Origin of the sequence: Phyllobacterium lublinensis (genome assembly GCF_020164435.1) — a bacterium.
In the GTDB taxonomy this organism is placed as follows: domain Bacteria; phylum Pseudomonadota; class Alphaproteobacteria; order Rhizobiales; family Rhizobiaceae; genus Phyllobacterium; species Phyllobacterium lublinensis.
Genome location: NZ_JAIUDQ010000001.1, coordinates 529247 through 552354, shown reverse-complemented (window position 1 = coordinate 552354; position 23108 = coordinate 529247). Strand labels below are relative to the sequence as shown.

General features: G+C 56.6%; 21 protein-coding genes. 14 read left to right on the top strand and 7 right to left on the bottom strand.

Annotation, left to right across the window (positions count from 1 at the left end; all coding sequences use genetic code 11):
• Nucleotides 1–117: 117 nt before the first annotated feature.
• The 4 genes from K9U38_RS02795 to K9U38_RS02780 all read left to right on the top strand — a co-directional run bounded on the left by K9U38_RS02795 (nt 118) and on the right by K9U38_RS02780 (nt 3194).
• Complete coding sequence (locus K9U38_RS02795; RefSeq protein WP_224492797.1) at nt 118–1374, top strand: glycosyltransferase family 2 protein; 1257 nt, start codon at nt 118–120, stop codon at nt 1372–1374.
• Nucleotides 1371–2426 carry an HlyD family secretion protein gene (locus K9U38_RS02790; protein WP_224492796.1) on the top strand — a complete coding sequence of 352 codons (1056 nt, stop codon included), beginning with the start codon at nt 1371–1373 and terminating at the stop codon, nt 2424–2426. Before K9U38_RS02795 ends, K9U38_RS02790 begins: the two co-directional genes overlap by 4 nt.
• 13 nt (nt 2427–2439) lie before the next feature.
• Nucleotides 2440–2691, top strand: a complete 252-nt coding sequence (locus K9U38_RS22105; RefSeq protein ID WP_224492795.1) for a TackOD1 domain-containing metal-binding protein — start codon at nt 2440–2442, stop codon at nt 2689–2691.
• A 320-nt stretch (nt 2692–3011) separates the two neighbouring features.
• Complete coding sequence (locus tag K9U38_RS02780) at nt 3012–3194, top strand: hypothetical protein (protein WP_224492794.1); 183 nt, start codon at nt 3012–3014, stop codon at nt 3192–3194.
• Between the two features lie 63 nt (nt 3195–3257).
• Here K9U38_RS02780 and K9U38_RS02775 read toward each other — a convergent pair whose 3' ends face one another.
• Nucleotides 3258–3539, bottom strand: a complete 282-nt coding sequence (locus tag K9U38_RS02775) for a DUF6894 family protein (protein ID WP_224492793.1) — start codon at nt 3537–3539, stop codon at nt 3258–3260.
• A gap of 73 nt (nt 3540–3612) precedes the next feature.
• Between K9U38_RS02775 and K9U38_RS02770 the strand changes: the two genes are divergently transcribed.
• The 4 genes from K9U38_RS02770 (at nt 3613) to K9U38_RS02755 (ending at nt 6286) form a co-directional block, all read left to right on the top strand.
• Entirely contained in the window at nt 3613–4332 is a 720-nt protein-coding gene (locus tag K9U38_RS02770) for a Crp/Fnr family transcriptional regulator (RefSeq protein ID WP_224492792.1), read from the top strand.
• Between the two features lie 393 nt (nt 4333–4725).
• On the top strand, nt 4726–5046 hold the full coding sequence (locus tag K9U38_RS02765) for a PepSY domain-containing protein (protein ID WP_224492791.1): 321 nt from the start codon (nt 4726–4728) through the stop codon (nt 5044–5046).
• Nucleotides 5047–5073: 27 nt separating this feature from the next.
• Nucleotides 5074–5670, top strand: coding sequence for a general stress protein (locus K9U38_RS02760; RefSeq protein WP_224492790.1), 597 nt, complete (start codon nt 5074–5076; stop codon nt 5668–5670).
• Nucleotides 5671–5791: 121 nt separating this feature from the next.
• Nucleotides 5792–6286 carry a YciE/YciF ferroxidase family protein gene (locus tag K9U38_RS02755; RefSeq protein ID WP_224492789.1) on the top strand — a complete coding sequence of 165 codons (495 nt, stop codon included), beginning with the start codon at nt 5792–5794 and terminating at the stop codon, nt 6284–6286.
• 110 nt (nt 6287–6396) lie between these two features.
• Here the strand turns inward: K9U38_RS02755 and K9U38_RS02750 are convergent, their stop codons facing one another.
• Nucleotides 6397–6840 carry an SRPBCC family protein gene (locus K9U38_RS02750; RefSeq protein WP_224492788.1) on the bottom strand — a complete coding sequence of 148 codons (444 nt, stop codon included), beginning with the start codon at nt 6838–6840 and terminating at the stop codon, nt 6397–6399.
• Nucleotides 6841–7106: 266 nt separating this feature from the next.
• Between K9U38_RS02750 and K9U38_RS02745 the strand changes: the two genes are divergently transcribed.
• The 4 genes from K9U38_RS02745 (at nt 7107) to K9U38_RS02730 (ending at nt 11592) form a co-directional block, all read left to right on the top strand.
• Complete coding sequence (locus tag K9U38_RS02745) at nt 7107–8033, top strand: adenylate/guanylate cyclase domain-containing protein (protein WP_224492787.1); 927 nt, start codon at nt 7107–7109, stop codon at nt 8031–8033.
• Nucleotides 8034–8663: 630 nt separating this feature from the next.
• Nucleotides 8664–10121 carry a sensor histidine kinase gene (locus tag K9U38_RS02740; protein ID WP_224492786.1) on the top strand — a complete coding sequence of 486 codons (1458 nt, stop codon included), beginning with the start codon at nt 8664–8666 and terminating at the stop codon, nt 10119–10121.
• Complete coding sequence (locus K9U38_RS02735) at nt 10118–10555, top strand: response regulator (protein ID WP_370631807.1); 438 nt, start codon at nt 10118–10120, stop codon at nt 10553–10555. Before K9U38_RS02740 ends, K9U38_RS02735 begins: the two co-directional genes overlap by 4 nt.
• A complete protein-coding gene (locus K9U38_RS02730; protein ID WP_224492784.1) occupies nt 10552–11592 on the top strand; it encodes a histidine kinase dimerization/phosphoacceptor domain -containing protein in 1041 nt (346 codons plus the stop codon). Before K9U38_RS02735 ends, K9U38_RS02730 begins: the two co-directional genes overlap by 4 nt.
• Nucleotides 11593–12626: 1034 nt before the next feature.
• Here K9U38_RS02730 and K9U38_RS02725 read toward each other — a convergent pair.
• Nucleotides 12627–14477: a heavy metal translocating P-type ATPase gene (locus K9U38_RS02725; RefSeq protein ID WP_224492783.1), complete on the bottom strand. Its 1851-nt coding sequence runs from the start codon at nt 14475–14477 to the stop codon at nt 12627–12629.
• Between the two features lie 665 nt (nt 14478–15142).
• Between K9U38_RS02725 and nhaA the strand changes: the two genes are divergently transcribed.
• A complete protein-coding gene (gene nhaA / locus K9U38_RS02720) occupies nt 15143–17008 on the top strand; it encodes a Na+/H+ antiporter NhaA (RefSeq protein ID WP_224492782.1) in 1866 nt (621 codons plus the stop codon).
• A 132-nt stretch (nt 17009–17140) separates the two neighbouring features.
• Here nhaA and K9U38_RS02715 read toward each other — a convergent pair whose 3' ends face one another.
• From K9U38_RS02715 to K9U38_RS02700, 4 genes are all read right to left on the bottom strand, one after another.
• Complete coding sequence (locus tag K9U38_RS02715) at nt 17141–18025, bottom strand: alpha/beta fold hydrolase (RefSeq protein ID WP_224492781.1); 885 nt, start codon at nt 18023–18025, stop codon at nt 17141–17143.
• 306 nt (nt 18026–18331) lie between these two features.
• Nucleotides 18332–19702, bottom strand: coding sequence for an NAD-dependent succinate-semialdehyde dehydrogenase (locus tag K9U38_RS02710; protein WP_224492780.1), 1371 nt, complete (start codon nt 19700–19702; stop codon nt 18332–18334).
• A 129-nt stretch (nt 19703–19831) separates the two neighbouring features.
• On the bottom strand, nt 19832–20572 hold the full coding sequence (locus K9U38_RS02705) for an SDR family oxidoreductase (protein ID WP_224492779.1): 741 nt from the start codon (nt 20570–20572) through the stop codon (nt 19832–19834).
• Nucleotides 20573–20588: 16 nt separating this feature from the next.
• A complete protein-coding gene (locus K9U38_RS02700) occupies nt 20589–21038 on the bottom strand; it encodes a GlcG/HbpS family heme-binding protein (RefSeq protein WP_224492778.1) in 450 nt (149 codons plus the stop codon).
• Nucleotides 21039–21407: 369 nt separating this feature from the next.
• Here K9U38_RS02700 and K9U38_RS02695 point away from each other — a divergent pair, with 369 nt between their 5' ends.
• On the top strand, nt 21408–23108 hold the full coding sequence (locus K9U38_RS02695; protein ID WP_224492777.1) for an FAD-dependent oxidoreductase: 1701 nt from the start codon (nt 21408–21410) through the stop codon (nt 23106–23108).

The window sequence follows — 23108 nt, the reverse complement described above, 5'->3', positions numbered from 1 at the left end:
AACTTGAATTCATATTTACCGTAACGTACTTCCCAAGATTGCTGCCATTTGCTTGTTACCTGATTACGGTGAATCCGATGTCAGCAACATCTTGACCAAGAGAAACAGGCGCGAACCGTGGACGGGATCCTTCTCCTGTTGTGGCACTCCGATTGGGTGCTCTTGGCTTTCTCTGTCCTCATTTTTGAGTTACCCCGCTACACGTTTTCGCTTGTCTCTCTTGCCGTTCTGATAATCGGCAGGAGACGGCCACACGCAGCCAAGCCCGACTTGCGCATCAGTGTCGCAATTCCCGCGTTCAATGGTGCAGGTGGTCTTCGCCAGACCATCGCTTCGCTCTGCAATCAGTCAGTTCCGCCCTATGAAATCATCGTCATCAACGACGGCTCCCTGGATCAAACACCGGCCATTGCAGAGCAAGCGCTTGCCGAGGGGTTGGTTGATCTTGTCATCCACAATCCCAGTCGCTGCGGTCGAAGTCCCGGCATAAACCTCGCTGCACGCTTTGCTCGTGGGGATCTGATCCTGACCGTTGATCCGGATACCGTATTTTCGCGCACCGCCCTCGAACGCATGTCGGCGGCGTTCAGCGATCCACACCTTGCCGCAGCAAGCTGCAACATCGGTGTGAGGAACGAGAGCGCGACAATCTGGACTGAGTTGCAGGCGCTCGAATACCTCATGTCAATAAGTGCCGGCAAATCCTTTCTCGCCCAGATCGGTGCTATCTCCTGTTGCTCGGGCGCGTGCTCGCTTTATCGACGCGACATCTTCTCTTATCGCGGTGGCCTTGATGTCGGACCGGGGGAGGATCTTGAAATTACGTTGCGATTGCGGCGGTTCGGATATCGGGTCGGATTCGTGCCAGATGCATGGGCATCGACTATGGTCCCTGAGTCATTCATCGCCTTGGCCCGGCAGCGACTTCGGTGGGACCGTGACGCCTTCAGGGTTCGTCTCATCCAGTATCGTGAGTGCTGGCCCTTTCGGTCCGAGGGGCTCTCCGATACACTTCAACGGCTGGATTTTATTGTTTTCGATGTCGTTCCGACGCTTTCCCTGCCATTCTATTTGGCTTACTGCGTCCTCATATTCGGTCCGGACACACTAAAGTTTCTTGCCGGAGTGAGCCTGCTCCTCATGATAGTGAGTTTGTTCAATCTTGCCCTCACCGGCTTACTTTTCAATCAAAGGCCGAGACTTTTTAGCGTTCTGATCGCTCCAATTTTTCCAGTCTATCAAGGGATTCTGATGAAAGGCGTGCGCTTTTGGGCCTTCACCTCGGAATTGCTTTTTTCAGCTTCGCGTCACGATGACTACGTGCCTCCTCGCGTCCGAAGAGTGCTGGCCAACCCGACGGAGAATTCACCATGAACCGTGAGATTCAACGCCTCGACACCAACGTGCCCGATCCGGTCGAAAGCCGCCGTGCCGGCGCGGGACGACTCGTCCGATTCATCTATGGCGCCCTTGTGTTCGGGATACTCGGGTTTTTCGTTATCCGTTTTGGCGCGCCGCTCGTCTTGCTCAATGGACCGGGCGTGGTAACAGCCCAACTCTCGGCCATCTCATCGCCATATCTGGTCCAGATCAAGCGTATGGAGGTGCGGCCCGGCGCCAAGGTCGAGACGGGTGCGCTGATCGCCACGGTAAGTTCGCCCCAAGTCGATCAAACCTCCTCAGATCTTCTGCGTGCACTTGCCGAAATTACCGGCAGCGAGGTCGAACTGCGCGTCAAGGCGCGTGTCGCGCGGGATTCTGTCGAGGCTGCCCGGTCACGTTCAGAAATGGCTGGTGACACGCTCCAACGTTTGGAGAAAGCAAACAGCGGAGAGGATTTTGGCCTGATCTATCGAACCGACGTTTACCGGGAGCGCGCAATAGCGATGCAAAGCCTGCTAGCGCTAGAAGCCGAGGCCGACGAGGCAACAGCGCAACTCGAACGACTTGAGGCAGTTCGACGGGAGATTCGCGGACAGTTTGATGCGGTCAAAAGGGAATTCGATGACGGGCGCATTTTATCGCCAGCGAGCGGCATTGTTGCACCCCGCACAAGTCACGCAGGCGAGACCGTGGTGGCTGGCTCGTCCATTGCTGAGATATTTCTCGATGGAGATACGTTTGTCGATTGGTACATCCCCAACTTCAGGCTGATTGACCCACGCCCTGGCCAGAGGGTTTTGGTTGTGTACGGTCGCACTCGGTTACCGGGCACGATCAGCGAGATACTTCCTATCTCCGACCAACTCGAGTCGCGGCGAAGTTCGATCTTGCGCGAGCCGTCAGCCGGGCAAATTGGTCGCATTCGGTTTGACCCCGGCGCGGTGCCACCAACGCTGAATGCAACCGTGCACGTTCACATGTACTATTCAGAGTTCACCGATCGCATAGCTTGGGGACTCGTGAGACTGTTCAATCTCAACTGACACGGCAGCGACGATGAATGACCCTTCTTTTCCCGGCCGCTGCCTCGCCTGCAACTCGACCATGCTGGAACGGCATGTTGTCGTCCACCACATGATCTGTGCCTATGTGGGACCGGAATACGATTTCACGGTGCGCGCAGAACAAAAGTGTTGCCCCAAATGCATGCGGCAATTGCTTGGCCGCGGGGAAGATTGGGAGGCAGTGGGAATCTGCGTCCTGTGTGAGCAGTGCGGAAGGGAAACGATCTTACCCCCTGGTGCATGACGGTCACATAATCCCAGGCCAATGAGCCAGGAGAAAAAACCGGCGAATGCGGGAATTGTCCCTTGCGCCAGTCATGGATGACTTGATGGTCGATGGCAAAAAAAATCACACTTATGCAAAGTAGGTTCGACCGCCAGGCCGTGCATTTTGCTTAACTTATTTAAATGACAGGTTCCGCAGGAAGCATAACCTGGGACGGTCGCCAGGCATGTCAACGGCCCCTGGTGCTTGAGAAGTAAGATTTCTCCCGCCTAACTTGGAGAACCGCAGTGGGACGTCCACGTACATATCTCATATACACAGCTGAAGATTGGGCAATCATGGAGCGCGCTCTGCTGAAAGCTTCCACGAAGCTCGAGCGGCCGCCGAACGACCGTTTCAAAAGCCGGCTGGCGCGCAGGGTGATGAAGTTGTTTGATGACGGTATGCGCGACGACGATGTGATCGCGTCCGCAGCGGTATTCCAGGAACGGATCGTTGAAGGCGTGATCCAAAAAAATTAGTGCCGGTACTGGCATCGTTGCGCGTTTGGGCACGAGGAAGGATGCAGTCTAAGTTAGTACCGCTCAGCTTTCACCGACAGGTTGATGATCTATATACTTGGTGTCGAAGACCAAGCTCGCCACGGCCAGAATGTTGCCATCAGATTTCCTGATCGTGAGCCATATCTTTCCTTTACCAATCTCCATCAATTCGTCACGAGCCAGATCGGTTACGATCCTCGATGCCTCTTTGATGGCTCCGGCATGGTCGGCAAGTTCCACGCCTTCTTCATCGAGAGTTTTCCCATCGCCATTTTCCAGATCAAAGTAATATCGGCCCATGCATTCTTTCCTCTTCTGGAACATAAGCCCATTTCAATGATTAGGTTCCTGAAACTATGCGATTAAATTTCACTTGCGTCGCTCGGAGGATGTTTCGTTGATTGAATCTCTTTTGTTGAAACTTGAGAGTCACGACGTTGTTTCCGAAGATGAAAAGTCAGTGCTTCGGTCTCTCATAACCCAACAGAAGCATTTTTCGGTTGACGAGGATCTTGTAACTGAAGGGAGCCGCCCTTCGTACAGCACACTACTGCTGGAAGGTTTTGCTGCCCGCTACAAGGTGCTTGAGGATGGAAGCAGGCAGATCACGTCACTGCAAGTTTCCGGGGATTTTGTCGACCTGCACGCTTTTCCCTTGAAGATCATGGATCACGGCATTGTGGCGCTTACACCTTGTCGTGTGGCTCTGTTCGACCACAAGGATATCAATCTAATAACCGAAAAGTTTCCCCATCTGACCCGACTGCTGTGGCTGCAAACCCTGATTGATGGAGCCATCCACCGGGAATGGATCGTGGGGATGGGACGGCGATCCAAGAAGACCCATCTGTCCCATCTGATTTGTGAGCTCTACGTTCGTCTGCAAGTCGTCGGCCAGACCAGTGGCGGCTCTTTCAATTTTCCCCTCACCCAGTCAGAGCTTGCAGATGTTATGGGCATTTCAATTGTGCACTTGAACAAAAGCCTGCAGATGTTGCGGCAAGAAAATCTGTTCACTTGGGCCAGTAAAGCAGTGAATATTTTGGATTGGGAGCGCCTCGCAGAATATGCCGACTTCAACCCTCTCTACCTTAACCTATCGATCGAGGCACGCTGATCATCAGCCGTGGATTACCTGGCTCCAATGAAAAGCGGTCGGTGCCGATGACTCCAAAAACATCGGTTAATTTACTCTCCCTGCATTCTGCCTGGCTTGGTAGATGGCGAAACGCTCAACCCGCTAACTGCAGACCGTTGGCCCTCTTGCTGATCCCGCTACCTCGCTCGGGAGCGGTCCTTGCAAGAGCCGCGACACCGGCCTGCTCCGTTGCTGAGCTGCGGATCAGGCCTCGTTTCTTTGGGAACCTTGCGTACTGCTTTCGCTATTTTGTTCCAACAACAGCATAAAAAATATTAGGCCGATGCTTCCTTCGAATCAGGAACTATTAAGAGCCTAATGGGGTTTCCTCCTCCGATGATCAAACTCATGATCACGAAATGAGGAACCAACATGAACCGTTCTATCATAGCACTAGCAGCGCTTTCGATGATGTCGATCGCAAATGCTCAAGAGACGCCGAAGCCGGCGACCGACGCGCAAACTCCCGCCGTTGCCACCCCTGATACAACAAATCCCGCAGCTCCTGTCCCTGGCGCCAACAGTTTCACTGAGGGTCAGGTCAAGGCGCGCATGGAGGAAAAGGGATATTCGGATGTCACCGGCCTGACGAAAGGCGAGGACGGCATCTGGACCGCTTCTGCCATGAAATCGGGCAAGGCGTTTGAAGTCAAATTGGACTTCCAGGGCAACATCACTGAAGCAGCCAAATAAACAAAGTACGCAATACCGGAGGAAGAAATGCCAACAGTCACTGGGCTATATGACGATTATGACGACGCAAGAACAGCTGTGAATGCACTTGAGGATGCGGGAATACCTTCCGGCGACATCAGCATCGTGCGGCGTGGAACGGAGGCCAACGAATCCAATGCGGGTGAAGGCGCAGCAGCAGGCGCAGGCATTGGGGCAGTTGCAGGCGGGACAGGCGGTCTCCTAGCGGGATTGGGCCTGCTGGCCATTCCAGGCGTGGGTCCAGTTGTGGCCGCTGGTTGGCTTGTCGCGACCGCAGCAGGCGCTGCGGCCGGTGCAATAGCAGGTGGAGCAGCCGGAGGAATTATCGGCTCGATGACGAGTGCCGGCGTCGATGAAGACACTGCCCATGTCTATGCGGAAGGTGTCCGAAGAGGCAGCACCCTCGTGTCCGCTCGGGTTGGGGACGACAAAGTCGATGTCGCGCGAGCAATTATCGATGAAAATGCGCCCGTCGATGTCGATAGCCGCCGTGCGTTTTATCGCGAAGAAGGCTGGGAACGATTTGACGAGGGCAATCCTGATTTGACCGAGGAAGAACTTGCTCGCGAGCGGGACCGGGTTCGGAATTATCGTCAGCTTTAACTGGAGCAACTGCGCTTGCACGACGCACGAAGTTTGCGTCGTGTAAGCGGTCCGCATTCGCTGCGCTGTTGAGGATTCCAATCGGCACGAGCGAAACGTGCCATTCGAGAGGAGAAAAGCGATGCCCGAGAAAACACTGGAAACCTTATTCCATGACACCCTCAAAGATATTTACTATGCCGAACGCCAAATTCTGAAGGCACTTCCCAAAATGGCACGGGGCGCGAAATCGCCCGACCTGAAGGCTGCGTTTGAAAAGCATCGTGACCAGACCGAGGTGCATGTGGAACGCCTCCAGCAAGTATTTGAGATTCTGGGAAAGCCTGCCCGTGGAAAGACCTGTGAAGCCATTGAAGGTCTTCTTGCCGAAGGCGAAGAAATCCTCGACGAGTTCAAAGGCCAAACGGCCCTCGATGCGGGACTTGCCTCCGCAGCGCAAGCAGTCGAGCATTACGAGATGGCTCGCTACGGCACCTTGGCACGCTGGGCCGGCGAACTTGGTTTGAAAGATGCGCAAAAACTCCTTGTCACAACGCTGCAGGAGGAAACAAAAACAGATGAGGCGTTGACGGTACTGGCGGAAGGCTCGCTAAATCCGGCCGCAATGGCGGCTTGAATCGAGCAGGAGCGTCGCAAATGACGCTCCGCTCCTGCCGGGTTTTTTGATCACACGGATCGCGTGGGTCGACGCGATCCATGTGCGAAAGCCGTTAGCTCATTCCATGGCTACTCGTTGATCTCCGGTTCGACAAGCCTTGCCAAGTTTTTCAGCGACTCCTGCCAGCCGAGATAACAAGCCTCAGCTGGAATGGCGTCTGGCACACCCGCTTGCGTTATTTGGATCTCGGTCCCGACCGACACTTGATTAAGCGTCACGATTACTTCCATCTCGCCGGGCAAGTTGGGGTCGTCGAATTTATCCGCATAATGTACGCGTTCGCCTGGAATGAGTTCGATAAATTCACCACCGAAGGCGTGACTGTTGCCCGTCGTAAAGTTCCGGAAGGACATTCTGAATTTGCCCCCGATCTCCGGTTCCAAGTGATGCACCGTGCAGGCAAAGCCGTTGGGGGGAAGCCACTTGGCGAGCGCGTCGGCCTCGATGAAAGCCCGATAGACCTTCTCGGGGGTGGTCGCCATAACGCGATGCAATCGTATGGTACTCGGCATGGTCGTGTTCCTCCTGAATTGCCGCAATTACGGCCTGAGGACGAATGAAATACTGCCAATCCGACATCGGATCGAGGCATACGACAAATATTTCAGATCAGGGCAAGCGAGGACAGCTGTGATCTGGCAGCGGTTGACGGAAAAAATCTTGTCCCGCGCGACTGAAAGGTGACAACCTAATAGATTGCCGGCGCTGGAACTGCTCGATTTCACAATCGTTTAAGACACGGGTCAGCGAACGCTGTACTCGTCGCAGGAGTCTACGCATGGGTACGATGGAAGCACCGCCTCTGGAACGCAAACTGGTCGCAATCTTCGCCGCCGACGTGGAAGGCTATTCCCGTCTCATGCATGAGGATGAGGAACGCACGCTCGCCACGCTATCGTCACAGCGTGCGATCATTGACGGGATCATTGCCGGTCTTAGGGGAGAAATCTCCGGCACTGCCGGCGACAGTGTTCTGGCTGAATTCGCCAGCGTCGTCGATGCACTGCACTGCGCGATTTCCATCCAGCAATCTCTGAATGCGGCTAACAAAGACCTTTCCTCCGATGCCAGGATGCTATGGAGAATTGGCGTCAACGTTGGAGACGTCATGGTCAAGGATGGCGGTATTTTTGGTGATGGGGTCAACGTCGCCTCGCGCCTCGAAGCCCTCGCCGAGCCCGGTGGTATCTGTGTTACGCGGGGCGTGCGCGACCATTTGCGAGACCGCACGGGCTACGAGTTCGAGGATCTGGGCGAACACTCGGTCAAGAACATCGCTCGCCCCGTCAGAATTTTTCGGGTGATTTTTGACCCTGAAGGATCCGCTGACCCTGGCCCGCCCCACATATCGCCGCCAAAGGAAACCATTCAACTGGCAGAGACAACCGGAGATCAGATCGATGATTCCAAAGATGTGGAACTCGTCTTCTGGCAATCGGTGCAGGAAAGCAATGATCCTGCCGAGTATGAGGCGTATCTGGCACAGTTCCCTGACGGCGACTTCACGGCCCTCGCCCGCACCCGGTTGGCAAAAATGCTGAATACCAAATCGGTATCACCGGAAGATTCGGCCGTCGAATTGGAGTTCTGGAATTCAATTAAAGACAGCCAAATTTCAGCGCCGTTCGAAGCTTACCTTCAAAAATATCCGGACGGCGAATTCGGAAGCCTTGCTGCAATTCGGCTGAAGCAGTTGACAAGCTGACACCACGTTATCACACGCCTGATTTGGCGGGCTCGGTGATCCCTCTCCATCACTCCCAGCACCGGTAAGGACAATTCGTGACGGCACAGCCAGGACAGCACCATGGGAGCAGCACACCATTGCAGTCAGAACTCCTTACAAAAGGGTCCAGCTCAATCCTTGGCGAACGATGATGTGAACCAGACCAGAAAGGCTAGCGTTCACACGGAACGGTATGATCGAAACCTCGTTTTATCCTGCGACAGCGTCGGCCGTGTTAACCAGACGTGACGGCAGGGCGGACAGGACAGTTTTTCTGGTTTCCGGTCCTGGCCAACGAAATGGCAGGCGAGCGCATAACCCGTCCGACCGATGCTGTCGCATTTATTCCGGCGACCGGGAAAGATGACGGGTAACAGTAGATCCACATTCGTTAAAGCGCTACCCGCGAAGATCCGCAGTTTGATGACTCACGACTCACCAACAGCAGCCGAGCCTATCAGTCGGGTACTGTGCCACCTGCAACCAACGCTTGAGTACGCGAGGCTGCAGTCTGGCTTTTGCTATCCCTGATAGTTACAGATGATTGCTCGATCAATTTGTGGATCATGAATGACGTCCCTAAATTCATTACTACGCCGAACCCTCGTGATGTTCGCTTTTGCCGTAGCTCTGCTGCTCGGTATTGTGGGGTCGTCGCTTTGGCTTGTACAAGCCAACCGCGAGTATTCGGAAGAGACTGCGCAATTGCGCCGTTTGCGAAGCTCGATCGTTGCCGTTCTCAGCACCATGCAGGACGCCGAGACGGGTCAACGTGGTTTTCTGCTGACAAATGATCCCGCTTATCTGGAGCCGTTCACCAAGGCTGTCGAGGCCCTTCCCGAGCGTCGTAACAATCTGACAGCCAACGCTGCTTCTCGCCCAAGCTATTCGTCCAAACTCGGCGCTTTGAACGAGGCAATGGACGCCAAGATGCTCGAGCTCACGCACACTGTCGAGCTTGCCAAGGCAGACAGGTTGAGAGAAGCAATTACGCAGGTGGGGACGGACGTTGGCCGATACAATATGGACCAAATCCGGTCCATCCTCGCGGATTTCCTTGACCAGACGGATAAGCGACTTATTGGCCTTGTGGCCGACCAATTGTCGGCAGCGAGCAAGCTCCAATGGACTACTTCAGCAGGTGCTATTGCCATTTTCGTCGCCCTCGGATGCGCGGCGTGGATCATATTCCGATACATTCGTGACCTTGCGCGAGCAAGGGAACTGGTCCTGAAAATGAACTTGGGACTCGAAGCACGCGTGGACGAACGCACCGAGGATTTGATGCGGGCGAACCAGGAAATACAGCGTTTTGCCTATATCGTGACCCACGACCTGCGTGCACCACTTGTCAATATCATGGGGTTTCTGAGTGAACTTGACTCAGCAGCCAAGATGATCTCGACCTATGTTTTGGCTGACGCCAAGACCTTGTCGCAAGAACAGATATTGTCCGCCCGGGCCGCTGTCGAAGAAGATTTGCCTGAAGCTTTAACATTCATTCGCGCTTCAACCAAAAAAATGGATGCGCTCATCAACGCGATACTAAAAATCTCGCGTGATGGCCGACGCAAGCTCCAGCCGGAAGATATTGAATTGAAGCACGTTTTAGAAACCGCTGCGGCAAACATTCACCACCAATTGGCAGAATTCGATGGGAGTATCGACATAAAAGGCCATTATCCAGTTGTTACTACCGACCGTTTTTCACTTGACCAGATCATTGGCAATCTTTTTGACAATGCGGTGAAGTACCGAGCGCCAGGGCGACCACTGCGCATCAAGGTGGAGGCACACACGGACGGTCCGGGGCGGGCACGAATTGACGTCATAGACAATGGCCGGGGAATTGCCGACCATGACCGGGAAAGGGTATTCGAGCTGTTCCGGAGGGCTGGCGATCAGGATCAACCGGGCGAAGGCATTGGTCTCGCCTATACACGGTCGTTAATACGAAATTTGGGTGGAGATATTACTGTAAAGTCCGAGCTTGGACATGGCAGTACGTTCAGTGTGACGCTGCCCACTAATCTTGGTAATAACGTGACATGGAGGACGGACCTGTGAGAGCCAATGGCCGCGAAGTCACGATCGTGATGATAGAAGACGACGAGGGACACGCTCGTCTTATCGAGAAAAACATCCGACGGGCCGGCGTTAACAACGAAATCGTGCCTTTCACATACGGCAACACGGCCCTTGATTACATCCTCGGACCCGATCGATCTGGGACAGGGAGCAACGATCGCTGCATGCTCGTCCTCCTTGACCTCAATCTGCCGGATATGTCTGGGATACACATTCTGGAGCAGATCAAAGCCAATGAGCTCACCCGACGCTTGCCTGTCATTGTTTTGACTACCACCGATGATGAGCGAGAAATTCAGAAGTGCTACGACCTTGGCGCCAACGTCTATATTACCAAGCCTGTTGACTACGATGGTTTTGCGACCGCCATTCGCAACCTGGGCCTCTTCTTCTCCGTCATCCAACTTCCATGAATACCACCCTGCCCGTTCGCATCCTTTACGTCGATGACGATCCGGTACTGGCGCGCCTGGTGGTGCGAGTCCTGGCGCGCAGCCAGATCCAGGTGGTTCATGCTGCATCGATCGCCGCAGGGCTTGAACTCTTTGCGAGTGGGGATTTCAATGCCGTCGTACTTGACCATTACTTCCAGGGCCAGACCGGGCACGACTTTTTGAAAGCCATCCATGGTAAGGCGGGCAACATACCGATACTCTATGTTACCGGGTCAAGCGACGCCGAAATTGCCATCAAGGCTCTGAAGGGTGGTGCTTCCGACTATGTAATGAAGTCGGCGACGGACGACTTTTTTCCGCTACTCGTCAGTGCACTCAATCAGGCGCTGGAAACTGCGAAGCTGCGTGAGGAAAAAGCGGAAGCCGACCGTCAAGTGCTCTTGGCCAAGGAGCGCGCTGAATTGCTGCTGGCAGAAATGAATCACCGAATTGCCAACAGCCTTTCCATGGTATCGGCCATGATTCAAATGCAGATGCAAATCTCCGACAGCGAGGAGACCAAAACTGCGCTCAGAGAAACGCAAAGCCGGATCATGGCAATCGCCGGGGTGCATCGAAGCCTCTATACATCAGAGAATGTGGAGCAGGTCGAACTTGAGACCTATCTGGGTTCGTTGATCGCGGAGTTGAAGAACTCCAACAGTGCCTTCTCTCAGGTTTCGATGCAGATCGCGATCGCTCCGCTGGTTACGACGGCTGACAAGGCTGTGGCCCTCGGCGTGATATTGACCGAGCTTGTCACAAATGCATTGAAGTATGCCTATCCCTCCGGGAGAGGAATTGTCAAAATCGACCTGGCACCGCTAAGTGTTGACGAGGCCGTACTCGCGGTCGAGGACGATGGCGTGGGCTACGACCTGGCAGACGGACCAAAGGGTACAGGCCTTGGATCACGACTCGTTCGGGCCATGGCGGCAAATCTTGACGCCAATGTTTCGCATGTCCGCGAGGGCAAATCATCTGGAACATATACTGTCGTGCGTTGGCCACGATAACAACCGCTACGTCCTCGATGCGTGTCCAACGGCAGGCGTACCCCAGCAGCAGTCTCTGGTTTCAAAGAAATCTGCGAAGGTGCGTTCACCACTTTTGACAACGAATGCTGCAGGGTGGATGTAAGGTGGATCGCGAAAACGCCCGCCTTCCAAACTATTGAAAAAACACTAATTTCTATAGAAATGTGGTGCGGATGGAGGGATCCTGCCGGGGGCTTCATTTGATTCGAAAGTACTGTTTTCATTACATTTTATTCCATAGACTTTAGATGCGGTGTCACACTTAGCGGCAGATCAGTGTAACAATTAGAAAAATTCTCGTAGAACTGCTGAAAGGCTTTCGTTATCGGCGACTAGTTAGGAATAGTGATCCTGCGCATCCAGCGTCCTAGCTGCATCACGGCAAGGATTCCCGAGATCCGGTCACTGGCGGTGATAGCCCATATCTCGCGGTATTGAGGCGGCAACGCCGCCATAGTCAACTTTAGGCGGAAAACCATGCTGCGAACTTGCGCTGGATCAATGGCTGTCAATTAATTGAGAAGCAGGTCGTAGGAGCGGGGCGCCGGGTGTAGTTGCGTTTCGCTCATGCATTCGGACCCCGGTTACCGGCCGAGACCCTGGCGACCAGAAATGGAATGGCCCCGACCGTCTCGGAGATTCCGAGTAGGTCAGGCGTATTTCGCGCGGAGAGTCGGATGGCCACGCACAGCGCAGGCTCATCTAGTTCCGGCTCGTGCTTTGCCTGAAACGGGTTCGCGAGCTATGTCGGTCTCCTCGGCGTCAGCTTGGGAACTCACCCAAACATACTCTCTCGCTGCCATACATCGCACCAGCCACCTATCCGGCGAGACGGGCCACCACTGCGCCCCGGACCCAGCCGCGGCCACGCCGATCCCGTTATTTTTACCAAGAACTGTGGTCCGCAGCCAGCCGATGCGGTGCACCATATGGATTTCAGATGGGAGAGCCCGCTCATCGAGAAGCACCGTAAATTTCGGCCGGAGAACCGAATTCGGTAAGCGCATGACGGCTTAGGGAATTGTGGGTGGTGATATCCGCAGCGCACGTAGTGCATTGAGGATGACTGCAACATCGATCGCCTCCTGCAGAAGTGCGCCTTCTACTGGCGCAAGGTAGCCGAAGGCTGCCGCAATCATACCGGCCATTGAAAGGCCTATTCCCGCAATGACGCTTTCAAGTGCGATCCGACGAGATCGGCTCGCAACCTCCATCCCCGAGACGAGCCGGCCCAGATCATCTACCAGGAGAACAACATCTGCCGCCTCGGCAGAAGCGGCCGCGCCCCGGGCTCCCATCGCTACGCCAATATCGGCGGCAGCCAGTGCTGGAGCGTCGTTTACGCCATCTCCCACCATCATCACCAGTCCGTTCTTGCGTTCTGTAAGCACCAGAAGCACCTTCTGGTCTGGCGTCAGCTCGGCTCGGATCGCATCGAGACCAAGTCCATCGGTCACCGCCCGAGCAACGGCATAACGATCGCCCGTGGCAAGCAGAATGCGGCCGATGCCCTGGCGGCGAATTCTGGCAAGGAAATCGGCTGTCCCGGAACGCAATGCGTCGGCCAAGACCAGATGTCCCGCGAGGCGGCCGTCCACAGCAACGGCGACGAGCACCGAACCCGGTTCCGGAACTCGATAGGAATCCTTGGATGCTCCAATCCGGCGCATCACGAAACTTGTCCCGCCGACGACGACCGAATGGCCATTCACCCGCGTTGAAACACCGTCCCCTGGAACTTCTTCAATGTCGGTCGGTACGGGCAGGACCATGCCTCGCCCGCGTGCAGCGGTAACTATGGTTTGAGCCATAGGGTGTGTTGACGCCTGATCGGCTGCCGCAGCGAGCTGAAGCACCTCGCCTGAGGACAAGTCTGCATAGGTATCGATCGTCACAATCTGTGGGCGTCCGTCCGTTAGTGTGCCGGTCTTGTCGAGGATCAGCGTCTCGGCCCGTGCGAGCGCCTCAAGGGATTTCGCGCCTTTGATCAGCACACCGAAATGCGCCGCGCGCGACAGCCCGGCAACGAGTGCGACCGGCACCGCCAGGATGAGCGGACACGGTGTGGCCACGACCAGCACGGCCACCGCCCGGATCGGGTCGTCTGTCAGCCACCACGCCGTCGTCGCAAGTGCAACGGTGACCACGAGGAACAGGACCGAGTAGCGGTCCGCCAATCGCGACATCGGTGCCTTTGACCGCTGTGCCTCCTCCACCAGACGGACAATCCCAGCGTAGGTGCTTTCCGCAGCACGGCGACTGGCACGCAGGTCGAAGGCTTCGCCCGCATTGGTTGAACCACTCATCACCTCCTGGCCTCGTTTCAGCCTCACAGGCATGGGTTCACCTGTTAGGGCGGACTGATCCAGCACCGCGCCCGCACTCTCGACCGTTCCATCCACGGGCGCGACATCGCCCTGCCGAATGAATAGCAGATCATGAACTGCTATTTCCTCGAGCGGGACTTCCTCCAGAGTGCCGCCGTTGCGGTACCGGGTCGCAGTACGCGGGACACGCGAAAGAAGGTCTTGCATTTCACGCCGGGCGCGGCCCTCAGCATAGCTTTCCAGGAAGGTACCGCTGGAATACATCAGCGCAACGACGGCCGCCGCGAGTGTCTCGCCAAAGACGAGCGCCGCCGACATCGATAGTGCTGCCACAATGTCGAGGCCCACCTCGCCCCTCCGCAGGCTTCGGGCAATCTCGACGAGGAGGGCAGCGAGGACAAAAATGACACCCGCAACCCAGACCCTTTCTGCGAGATCAATCCTGCCGGTGACCCTCAGCCCGATCCCCACCGAGAGGCAGGACAGATTAATAATCAGAACGGCAATCTTGAACCTGTCAGCGCCTTCCCCCTTCATCTTGCTTTCAATTCCCTCGTTGCGATTGCACAGCTCGGCACCGCCTTTCCGAACAGTCGTCGCAGTAGCACTCCATCATCGCGGACGAAACAGGGCGTCCAATCCGAACCTACAGACTATCTCGGCACGCTCCAAGGTATCCTTTGACCGTCAGCGCTATTGCCCCATTCACGTTGCGAGCGATCTCGATTTGAGCGATCGCAATAGGAAAGTTGACTCAGCAAGGTATGTGTACGGCAGCCTCTCGCCCTTCATGTCAAGTTAACCTGACATCATCGGAAAGGATCGTCGAGGCCTGTGATCGAGTGAAAGCCGATGGCGGCAATGCGCGTCCAGAGACGATATCTGCACCGGGTCGGTTGAGTGACCGCTATGGGGCCGTCAGCGGTCTGTCCGCGCTCAGGCTCGAGGGCAGCCAAAGCGGACATAACTGGGTTGAAGTTCCAGCGTCTGCGTTTGGGCGCGCATTGAGCCAGCAGCTCGATGTTTCCATCCCGGGGCCGCCTAAGATGACGGCAGCACACTTTTCCTCAACTTAACCTCATTTAACAACACCCAATGCCAGGCAGCACTAAAGTGCGCTGTAGCGACAAAACGCGATTGGCAGCCGATCGAACGAGATTGAGGACGATTAGGGGCAAACTTGAGATGAGGTGGACCAGGTCATGACCCACTTGGAGCCAGCGGGCAAGCTTGATCGCCCCGTCGACGGGCGATCGGATCATATTCTCGGCAATCCCACTGCCGAAGTTACCCTTGTCGAGTATGGCAGTTATGTCTGCCCCCATTGCAGGGCCGCAAATGAAGAGATTGCCCGCGTTCGCGGACAATTTGGCGATCGCCTTCGCTACGTCTTCCGCCACCTGCCGATACCGGGCAGCGAGATTGCGCGCAGAGCTGCAGAACTGGCCGAGAGCACCCATAGCAACGAGGAATTCTGGAAAGTCCATATGAGGCTGATGACCCGGTCTGCTCAACTGACTGAGGAAGACATCATCGTTGTCACGAGCGAAATTGGACTGAAGGACAAGGATCCACAGCAGGCCGATGTTTTGACGGACAGGGCGAAGAAAAGAATCGATGCCGATATCCGAAGCGCTCAAGCCAGCGGAGTTCGCTTCACACCAACCTTCTTCATCAACGACCGCCGCTACGACGGCCCCTGGGATGAAAGCTCGTTGACGGACGCGATGCTTGGGCGTCTCGGTCACCGCATGCATGCTGCCGCTTTGGACTTTGCGGCCTGGGGGCCGTCGGCAGGAGTCCTGTTGTTGCTCGCCACGATAGTGGCAATCCTCCTCAGCAACTCGCCCGCGGGCGACGCATTCGAAAGGCTGATGCATGAGAATGTGGGATTTGTCATCGGAACCGAATCGTTCGGGATGTCGCTGCGTCACTGGATCAACGATGGCCTTCTGACGGTTTTCTTCCTCGTAGTCGGGCTCGAGATCAAGCGCGAGATGACCGTCGGACGCCTGGCGACCACTGCCACGGCAGTCTTGCCGATTGTCGCGGCGATCGGCGGCATGCTCATTCCAGCGGTGATATACTGGGTGCTTATACCGAGTGGGCCCTGGGTGCACGGCTGGGGCATCCCAATGGCGACGGATACCGCGTTCGCGGTTGCGATCATCGCCATGATGGGACGTCGGGTTCCAGTCGAGCTGAGAATATTCCTGACTGCCGCGGCCATTGTGGACGATATCGGTTCGATCGCGATCGTGGCCCTTTTCTATTCAGACGAACTTAACTTGCTCTACGCCGCGGCCTCGGTGGCGCTTGGATTCCTTCTTTGGTTCTTCAATCGAGCCCATGTGTATCGAGTGTCTATGTACCTGCTCTTGGGTGTGGCACTGTGGGCATGCGTCTATGCCAGCGGCCTCCACGCGTCACTCGCCGGTATCGTACTGGCACTTCTGATCCCAACCCGACCAACAGCGAACCTTAGGGCGCTCATAGTCCAGGCTGACACGATCATCGCGGCCGAGGCCCAGCGTGGTGATATTCTGAGGCACGGTCCTTCTCTTCCTGCACTAAGAGCGCTTGACGCCATACATGATCGACTGGAATCTCCAGCGGACCGGTTGCTTCGGTACGCGGGAACACGTTCGAGCTATCTCATCCTGCCGCTCTTCGCAGTCGCAAACGCAGGTGTCGAGATCGCCCCTGCGGTTTTGGCAGATCGTGGGCCACTAATGCTGGCAATCGTCACCGGCCTGTTTGTCGGCAAGCCTCTTGGAATTATGGCGGCCTGCGCGATCGCCGTTCGATTGGGAATTACAGCGAAGCCGGAAGCATATTCCTGGCAGCAATTGCTCGGCGCGGCCGCGCTCGCGGGGATAGGATTCACGATGTCCCTTTTTATCGCCGGGCAAGCGTTCGCGGAGACAACGGATTTCGCTGCCGCGAAGATCGCGGTCTTCTTGGCGTCCATGCTCTCCGCGGTGGTTGGAGCGCTGTTGCTTCTGACAGCCGGAAAGCGTTCAACCAGTCGCTCTACAGAACTCGCACCATCTGGGATAAGGCCATAGCGACCACGTCGTTGCGCACTTACTCTCCAAGACCGCGAGAAAGGAAAGGACTTTCTCTTGGCGAGCTGCCCGTAATTCTCCAGTATCTCCGGACGGAGATCGTGGTTCGTAACGAAGGCAAGGCGCTGGAGATCACGCGGCTACAGACATGGACACACGGTTCACAAAGCCTGCCACGAGGGGGGCAATCGTATCGAGACACTCCTCAAGCGCGAAATGCCCCGTGTCAAAGAGGTGGAACTCCGCATGTGGCAGGTCGACCAGATAAGCACGGGCACCGGCTTCCAGGAATAACGGATCCTTACGTCCCCAGAGGATTTGGGCAGGCGGCAATGCCCGCCGCAACCACTCCTGCCATCCTGGGTAGGCGTCGACGTTGGACTTGTAGTCCAGCAAAAGATCGATCAGGTGCGCCTTTCGACCGGGCATGTCTAGATAGCACTGATCCATAGTATAGCCATCAGGAGAAATGGCCTCCGGGTCCGCGACACCGGTGAAATACTGGAACTTGGTTCCCTCGAGTGTCAGCAACCCCTCGAGTTCCTTGACCCCGACCTCGTCATGTTTCTGGATGGAGACAAGATGTCTTGCGGCATCCGACAGGCCCGCCTCGTAGGCGTTTGCATTCTGCACGATGATACCCGCAATCAAGTCCGGTCTGCGGGCAGCGATCCTGAACCCGACCGGGGCGCCGAAGTCGAAGACATAGAGGACAAACCGTTCGAGCCCGAGCTTATCGATAAATTCCTCGATGGTACGTGAGATACTTTCGAAGCTGTACACAAAGCTGCCGGGAGGCGACAGGTCGCGGGTCTGGCCGAAGCCAGGGTAATCGGGAGCGACCATGTGGAATTCCGTCCCCAGCCGCTGCATCAGCCCGCTGTACTGGTGCGAAGAGGAAGGAAATCCATGCAAGAGCACTATGGGCAGCTGCCCCTTCACTACCCTGGGCACGGTCTCACGGTAGAAGATTTCCGCCGCTGCGGTCTGCATAGTCCGATATCGCATGCGGGCCATGATGTACTCCTTCGGTTTTGACCGCCCGCTCAGAATATGCCTCTTGGGGTTCCGAGAACTGCGACGGAGATGTGTTTCTCAGACATGAGTAACTTGCAGGCCACATCCATCTAAGTCCATCCCCGCGCGACAGGCTTGTTAATTGATGCTAATTCGACGGCTGGAACAGGCGGCACGGTCGAAAGCGGCGACAGCGTTTTCCCCGTACTCTGGTCAACCTGAGCTCCGTAGACCAAATGGGCCGCTCGGCTGCGGCCCATCGTGTTTTCGGTACCTCTACGTGATACGCCAAGCCGCAGATGCCGATCAGTGAGCAACGAGCACCATCTTCTGGTTCACCAGTTCCTTGATGCCCGCGCCCGCGAGTTCGCGACCATAACCGGATTTCTTGACCCCGCCAAATGGAAGTTCCGGTCCGGTAAAGGAGGACGTATTGATCCAGACGGACCCAGTCTCGACCTGGGAAGCAAGGGATTTGGCGCGCTCCACATCCGCCGTGAAGATCGCCCCGGAAAGCCCGAAGTTCGAGTCGTTCGCGATCCCGACCACCTCGTCATCGCTCTTGATCACGTGCACCTGAGCGACGGGACCGAAGAACTCCTCGAAATACGCCGGATTGTCCCTTGTCACATGGGTAAGGATCGTTGGCTTGTAATACGCACCTGGCCCCTCCACTACGGCCCCGCCGACCAGGACCCGGGCCCCCGCCTTGACGGCGCGCTCGACCTGCCCGGCAATATCGTCGCGTGCGCCTATCGAAGACATCGGCCCGAGACCGACGGTCTCATCCATTGGGTCGCCGATCTTGGTGCTCATGAACTTCTCCGCGAGCTTGTTGACGAATTCGTCGGCGACCTTCTCGTGGATGAGAAAGCGTTTCGCACCATTACAGACCTGACCGCAACCGCGGAGCCTGGCCTCGACTCCGGCGGCGACGGCCTTGTCCACGTCGGCGTCGTCGAGAACGACGAAGACGTCGCTCCCACCGAGTTCCATAACGGACTTCTTGAGGTTCTTGCCTGCATTGGCCGCCACGATGCTGCCAGCGCCCTCGGAACCGGTGAGAGCCACGCCTTGAACCCGATCGTCGGCTATGAGTTTCGAAATCTGATCGCCCGTGGCGAAGATATTGGTCCATGCGCCTTCCGGCGCGCCCGCCTCGGTAAGCAGTTCTTCGAACGCGACAGCGGCCTGCGGAACCATGCTCGCGTGTTTCGCGAGTACGGGATTGCCGATCGCCAGATTCGGGCCGGCCACGCGTATCAATTGGTAGAAGGGAAAATTCCAGGGCTCGACGGCGACGACGACACCGATCGGATGATACTCCAACCAAGCGTCGCCCTTCGGTGTCAGCACCTTCTCACGAGCGAGAAGGGTCTCGGCGTTCTCGGCGTAATACTTGGCGATGTCCGCGGTGATCCGCACCTCGGTGCGCGCTTCATTGATCCGTTTTCCCATTTCCAGGGTCAGTATTCGTGCCAACTCCTCCTGACGCTCATTCGCCAGCTTGGCAAACTGGCCCAGAACCTTCAGTCGAGGTCCCCTGTCGCCCTTGCACCAAGGCGACTTGTAGAGGGAATGCGCCAGGGCGAGTGCCTTTTCGATCTCTTCGTCGCTGTGGCTTTCGAAGGTTTTGAGGACTTTGCCCGTTGCCGGGTTTACGCTCTGATAAGCCATCTTATATTCTCCTTTCGTATCAGGGCCGGAAACGGCCGATCTTGGGAAGTTGGGCATGTTCGTGTAGCCACGATCCAGCTTGGGATAGCGACGGGTTGAGGTTCCCGTAGTCGCGAATTTGACCCTCGATCAGAACTCCTGCGCTGTCGGACGCAGCACGATCTCGTTGATGTCCACGTCAGCGGGTTGCTCGATCGCGAAGGTGATTGCCCTGGCAACCGAACTTGCGGGGATGGCCGACTTGTAGAATTCCATAACCGCGCCCTGCGACGTGCCGCTGGTCGTGTGCTTGAGATCGCTTTCGACGGCGCCGGGCTCTATCGACGTGACCCTGATCTTGCTCCCGATCTCCTGGCGCAGCCCCTCGGAGATCGCCCTGACGGCGAACTTGGTACCGGAATAGACCGTGCCACCCGGCGCGAATACCTTCACGCCCGCGACGGAGCTGATGTTGATGATGTGGCCGGATTCCTGTTTGATGAACATCGGCAGGACCGCGGCGATTCCGTATAGGGTGCCCCTGAGATTGACGTCGATCATGGCGTCCCATTCGTCCGTGTTCACTTCCACCATCGGACGGATAGGCATTAGCCCCGCATTGTTGATCAGGACATCAAGCTTTCCGAAATCGAATGCCACTGCCTCCACGACCGACTTGAACTGGTCCTTGTTGGCCACATCGAGTTCGTAGCCTTTTGCCTTGCCGCCGGAGGAGGAAATGCTGGATGCAACTTCGTCGAGTTTCCCGCGCCGTCGCGCCGCGATCGCAATCTTTGCCCCCTTTGAGGCCAGCATTTGGGCGGTCTCCGCGCCCAGCCCCGTGCCACCGCCGGTGATCAGAACGACTTTTCCTTCAATATTGCTCGTCATGTTCCTTGCTCCTTAGCTAAAAGGTCAATGTGCACGTGTGTGAGAGCTCCAAGTCGATTGCGGATACGGCGGCCTCAGCAACTGCTATGTCCTGCTCCACCGATCCGGCGCTTGCCCCTACTGCACCGATCAACCGCCCCTCTCGGGCGACGGGAAGCCCGCCCCCGAAGATGATGACGTTACCGTCATTGCTCTGGTCGATGCCGAAGAGTGGCTCGCCGGGCTGAGCCAACGTTGCCAGGTAGTCCGTCTTTTTGTCGAAGAGGCGCGCCGTGACGGCCTTCTTGATGGCCAGATCGATGCTGCCGATCAGCGCGTCGTCCTGCCGGACGAAGGCGATCAAGTGTCCTCCTGCATCGACCACGGCGATGTTGTAGGCGATGTCAAATTCAAGCGCCTTTGCTTCCGCCGCTGACAACATCAGTTTGGCGTCATCCAGAGTAAGTGTAGCGATAAGCCTGGTCATATCCGCTCCTCAAAACTCGATGGCGGCGCATCGGCCAAGCGATCCTTCCGTACCACGGAGAAGGGCAGGAGCGCCGGACGTGGCTGGCCCTCGGTTGAATGGGATAAAGGCTAGCACCTCGTCCGGGCGATGAGTGCTAAATGCGGTCAATGTCCGCGAAATCTGGCATGTTATTGCACCCAATCGCCCCAGTAGGGCTCCTCATCATCATGCCATTTCTTCAAGCCGCCACCGTGCACCACCGGAGACGTTCCATCTTTCCCGGAAATTCGCGATGATAACCGCTGTTTAACAGGCGACGCCAAGTGAGCACGGCTAGGCTTTCCCAACCACGTACCCGCAGCGTGAGACGGCATCGAGGTTATTCCAATGGCCGACAGAGGCGACTTCAGGACTCTCAGCAGCCCGATTTCCGTTGAACTGGGTGAAATCCCTGGCGAGGCGTTTCCCCGACTTACCTCCGATATGGTGGCACGCATTGGCCGGTTCGGACAGAAGGCTCGTTTCGAAGGCGGTACGTATCTGTACGAGGTCGGCGATCGAGAGGTAGACTTCTTCGTCATTCTGAACGGGGCAGTCGACGTGTTCGAAAGCGACGGGCAAGGCGGGCATGCGCTTATTGCTACGCACCGTGAAAATCAGTTCACCGGAGAACTCCATCATCTGAGTGGTCGGGCAGTCCTGGTTTGTGGGAGAGCCACAGTTACCACGTCCGTCATCCGACTTTCCCGCTCCTCGTTGTTGAAATTGGTCAGCGCCGAGCCGGATATCGGAGAGATCATCCTGCGCTCATTCATTCTCAGGCGCGCCAGGCTTCTCGAACATGCCGAAGGTGGCACTGTAGTCGTGGGAAGTTGCCGCGCCGGAGATACGGTCCGCATCCAAACCTTTCTCGAGAGGAACGGCTATCCCTATCGCTGCCTCGACACCGACGTCGACGATGACGCACGAGCCGCCATGGAGTCCTTCCATGCCGACGCCGACAGCCTGCCGATCGTTGTTCTCAACGGCGTCAGTGTTCTCACCCGACCGACTAACCATGACCTCGCCGAGGCTCTCGGCATAACGGAGCGGCTTGATCCTTCGCATGTATACGATGTGGTCGTCGTTGGTGCGGGGCCTTCCGGTCTCGCCGCCGCGGTCTACGCGGCATCCGAGGGCCTGGATACGCTGGTCATAGAAGCAGTTGGACCGGGCGGCCAGGCAAGCACGAGTTCGCGGATCGAGAACTACCTGGGATTTCCTATGGGCATCTCCGGACAGGATCTTGCCCGGCGAGCTCAAATACAGGCTCAAAGATTCGGCGCGCGCTTCGCTGTCGCCGATGCAGCGTTGCGTCTCGTGTGCACTTGCTATCCATTCCAGATGCACTTGGAAGGCGGAGGCGTGGTGCTCGGGCGATCGGTCGTGGTTGCGACTGGCGCGCGGTACCGAAAATTGGAGATACCCGAGGCTCCGCGCTTCGAAGGGAAAGGAATCCACTACGCGGCAACGTCGATCGAGGCGCAGCTTTGCGAAGGCACCGAAGTGGCGATAGTGGGGGGCGGCAACTCAGCTGGGCAAGCGGCGATTTTCCTGTCCTCACGAGCCCGTCACGTACATCTGCTAGTCCGAGGTGACGGACTTTCGGCTACCATGTCGGACTATCTTGTCGGCCGCATCAGTCAGTCCTCGCGGATTACCCTGCATACTCGCAGCGAAATCACCTCCCTTTCTGGCGAAAGCTACCTTTCATCCGTCCGATGGCAACGCGGGAAGGAAGTGTTCGGGTATACGATTTCGAACCTCTTTCTGATGATCGGGGCTGTTCCGAACACGGACTGGCTCGACGGTTGCGTTGAACTCGATGATCGGGGATTCATCCTCACCGGCCACGACCGCAATAATGCTCCGACCAGTTCGCCCTATGCGACCAGCGTCCCGGGAGTATTCGCGGTCGGGGACGTTCGTGCCCAATCTGTAAAGCGTGTCGCATCGAGTGTCGGCGAGGGATCAGTCGTCGTCCACTCAATCCATGGCTGGTTGGCGAACAACCCGCCGATGTCCAACACCGCAGGCCGACCGGCATGA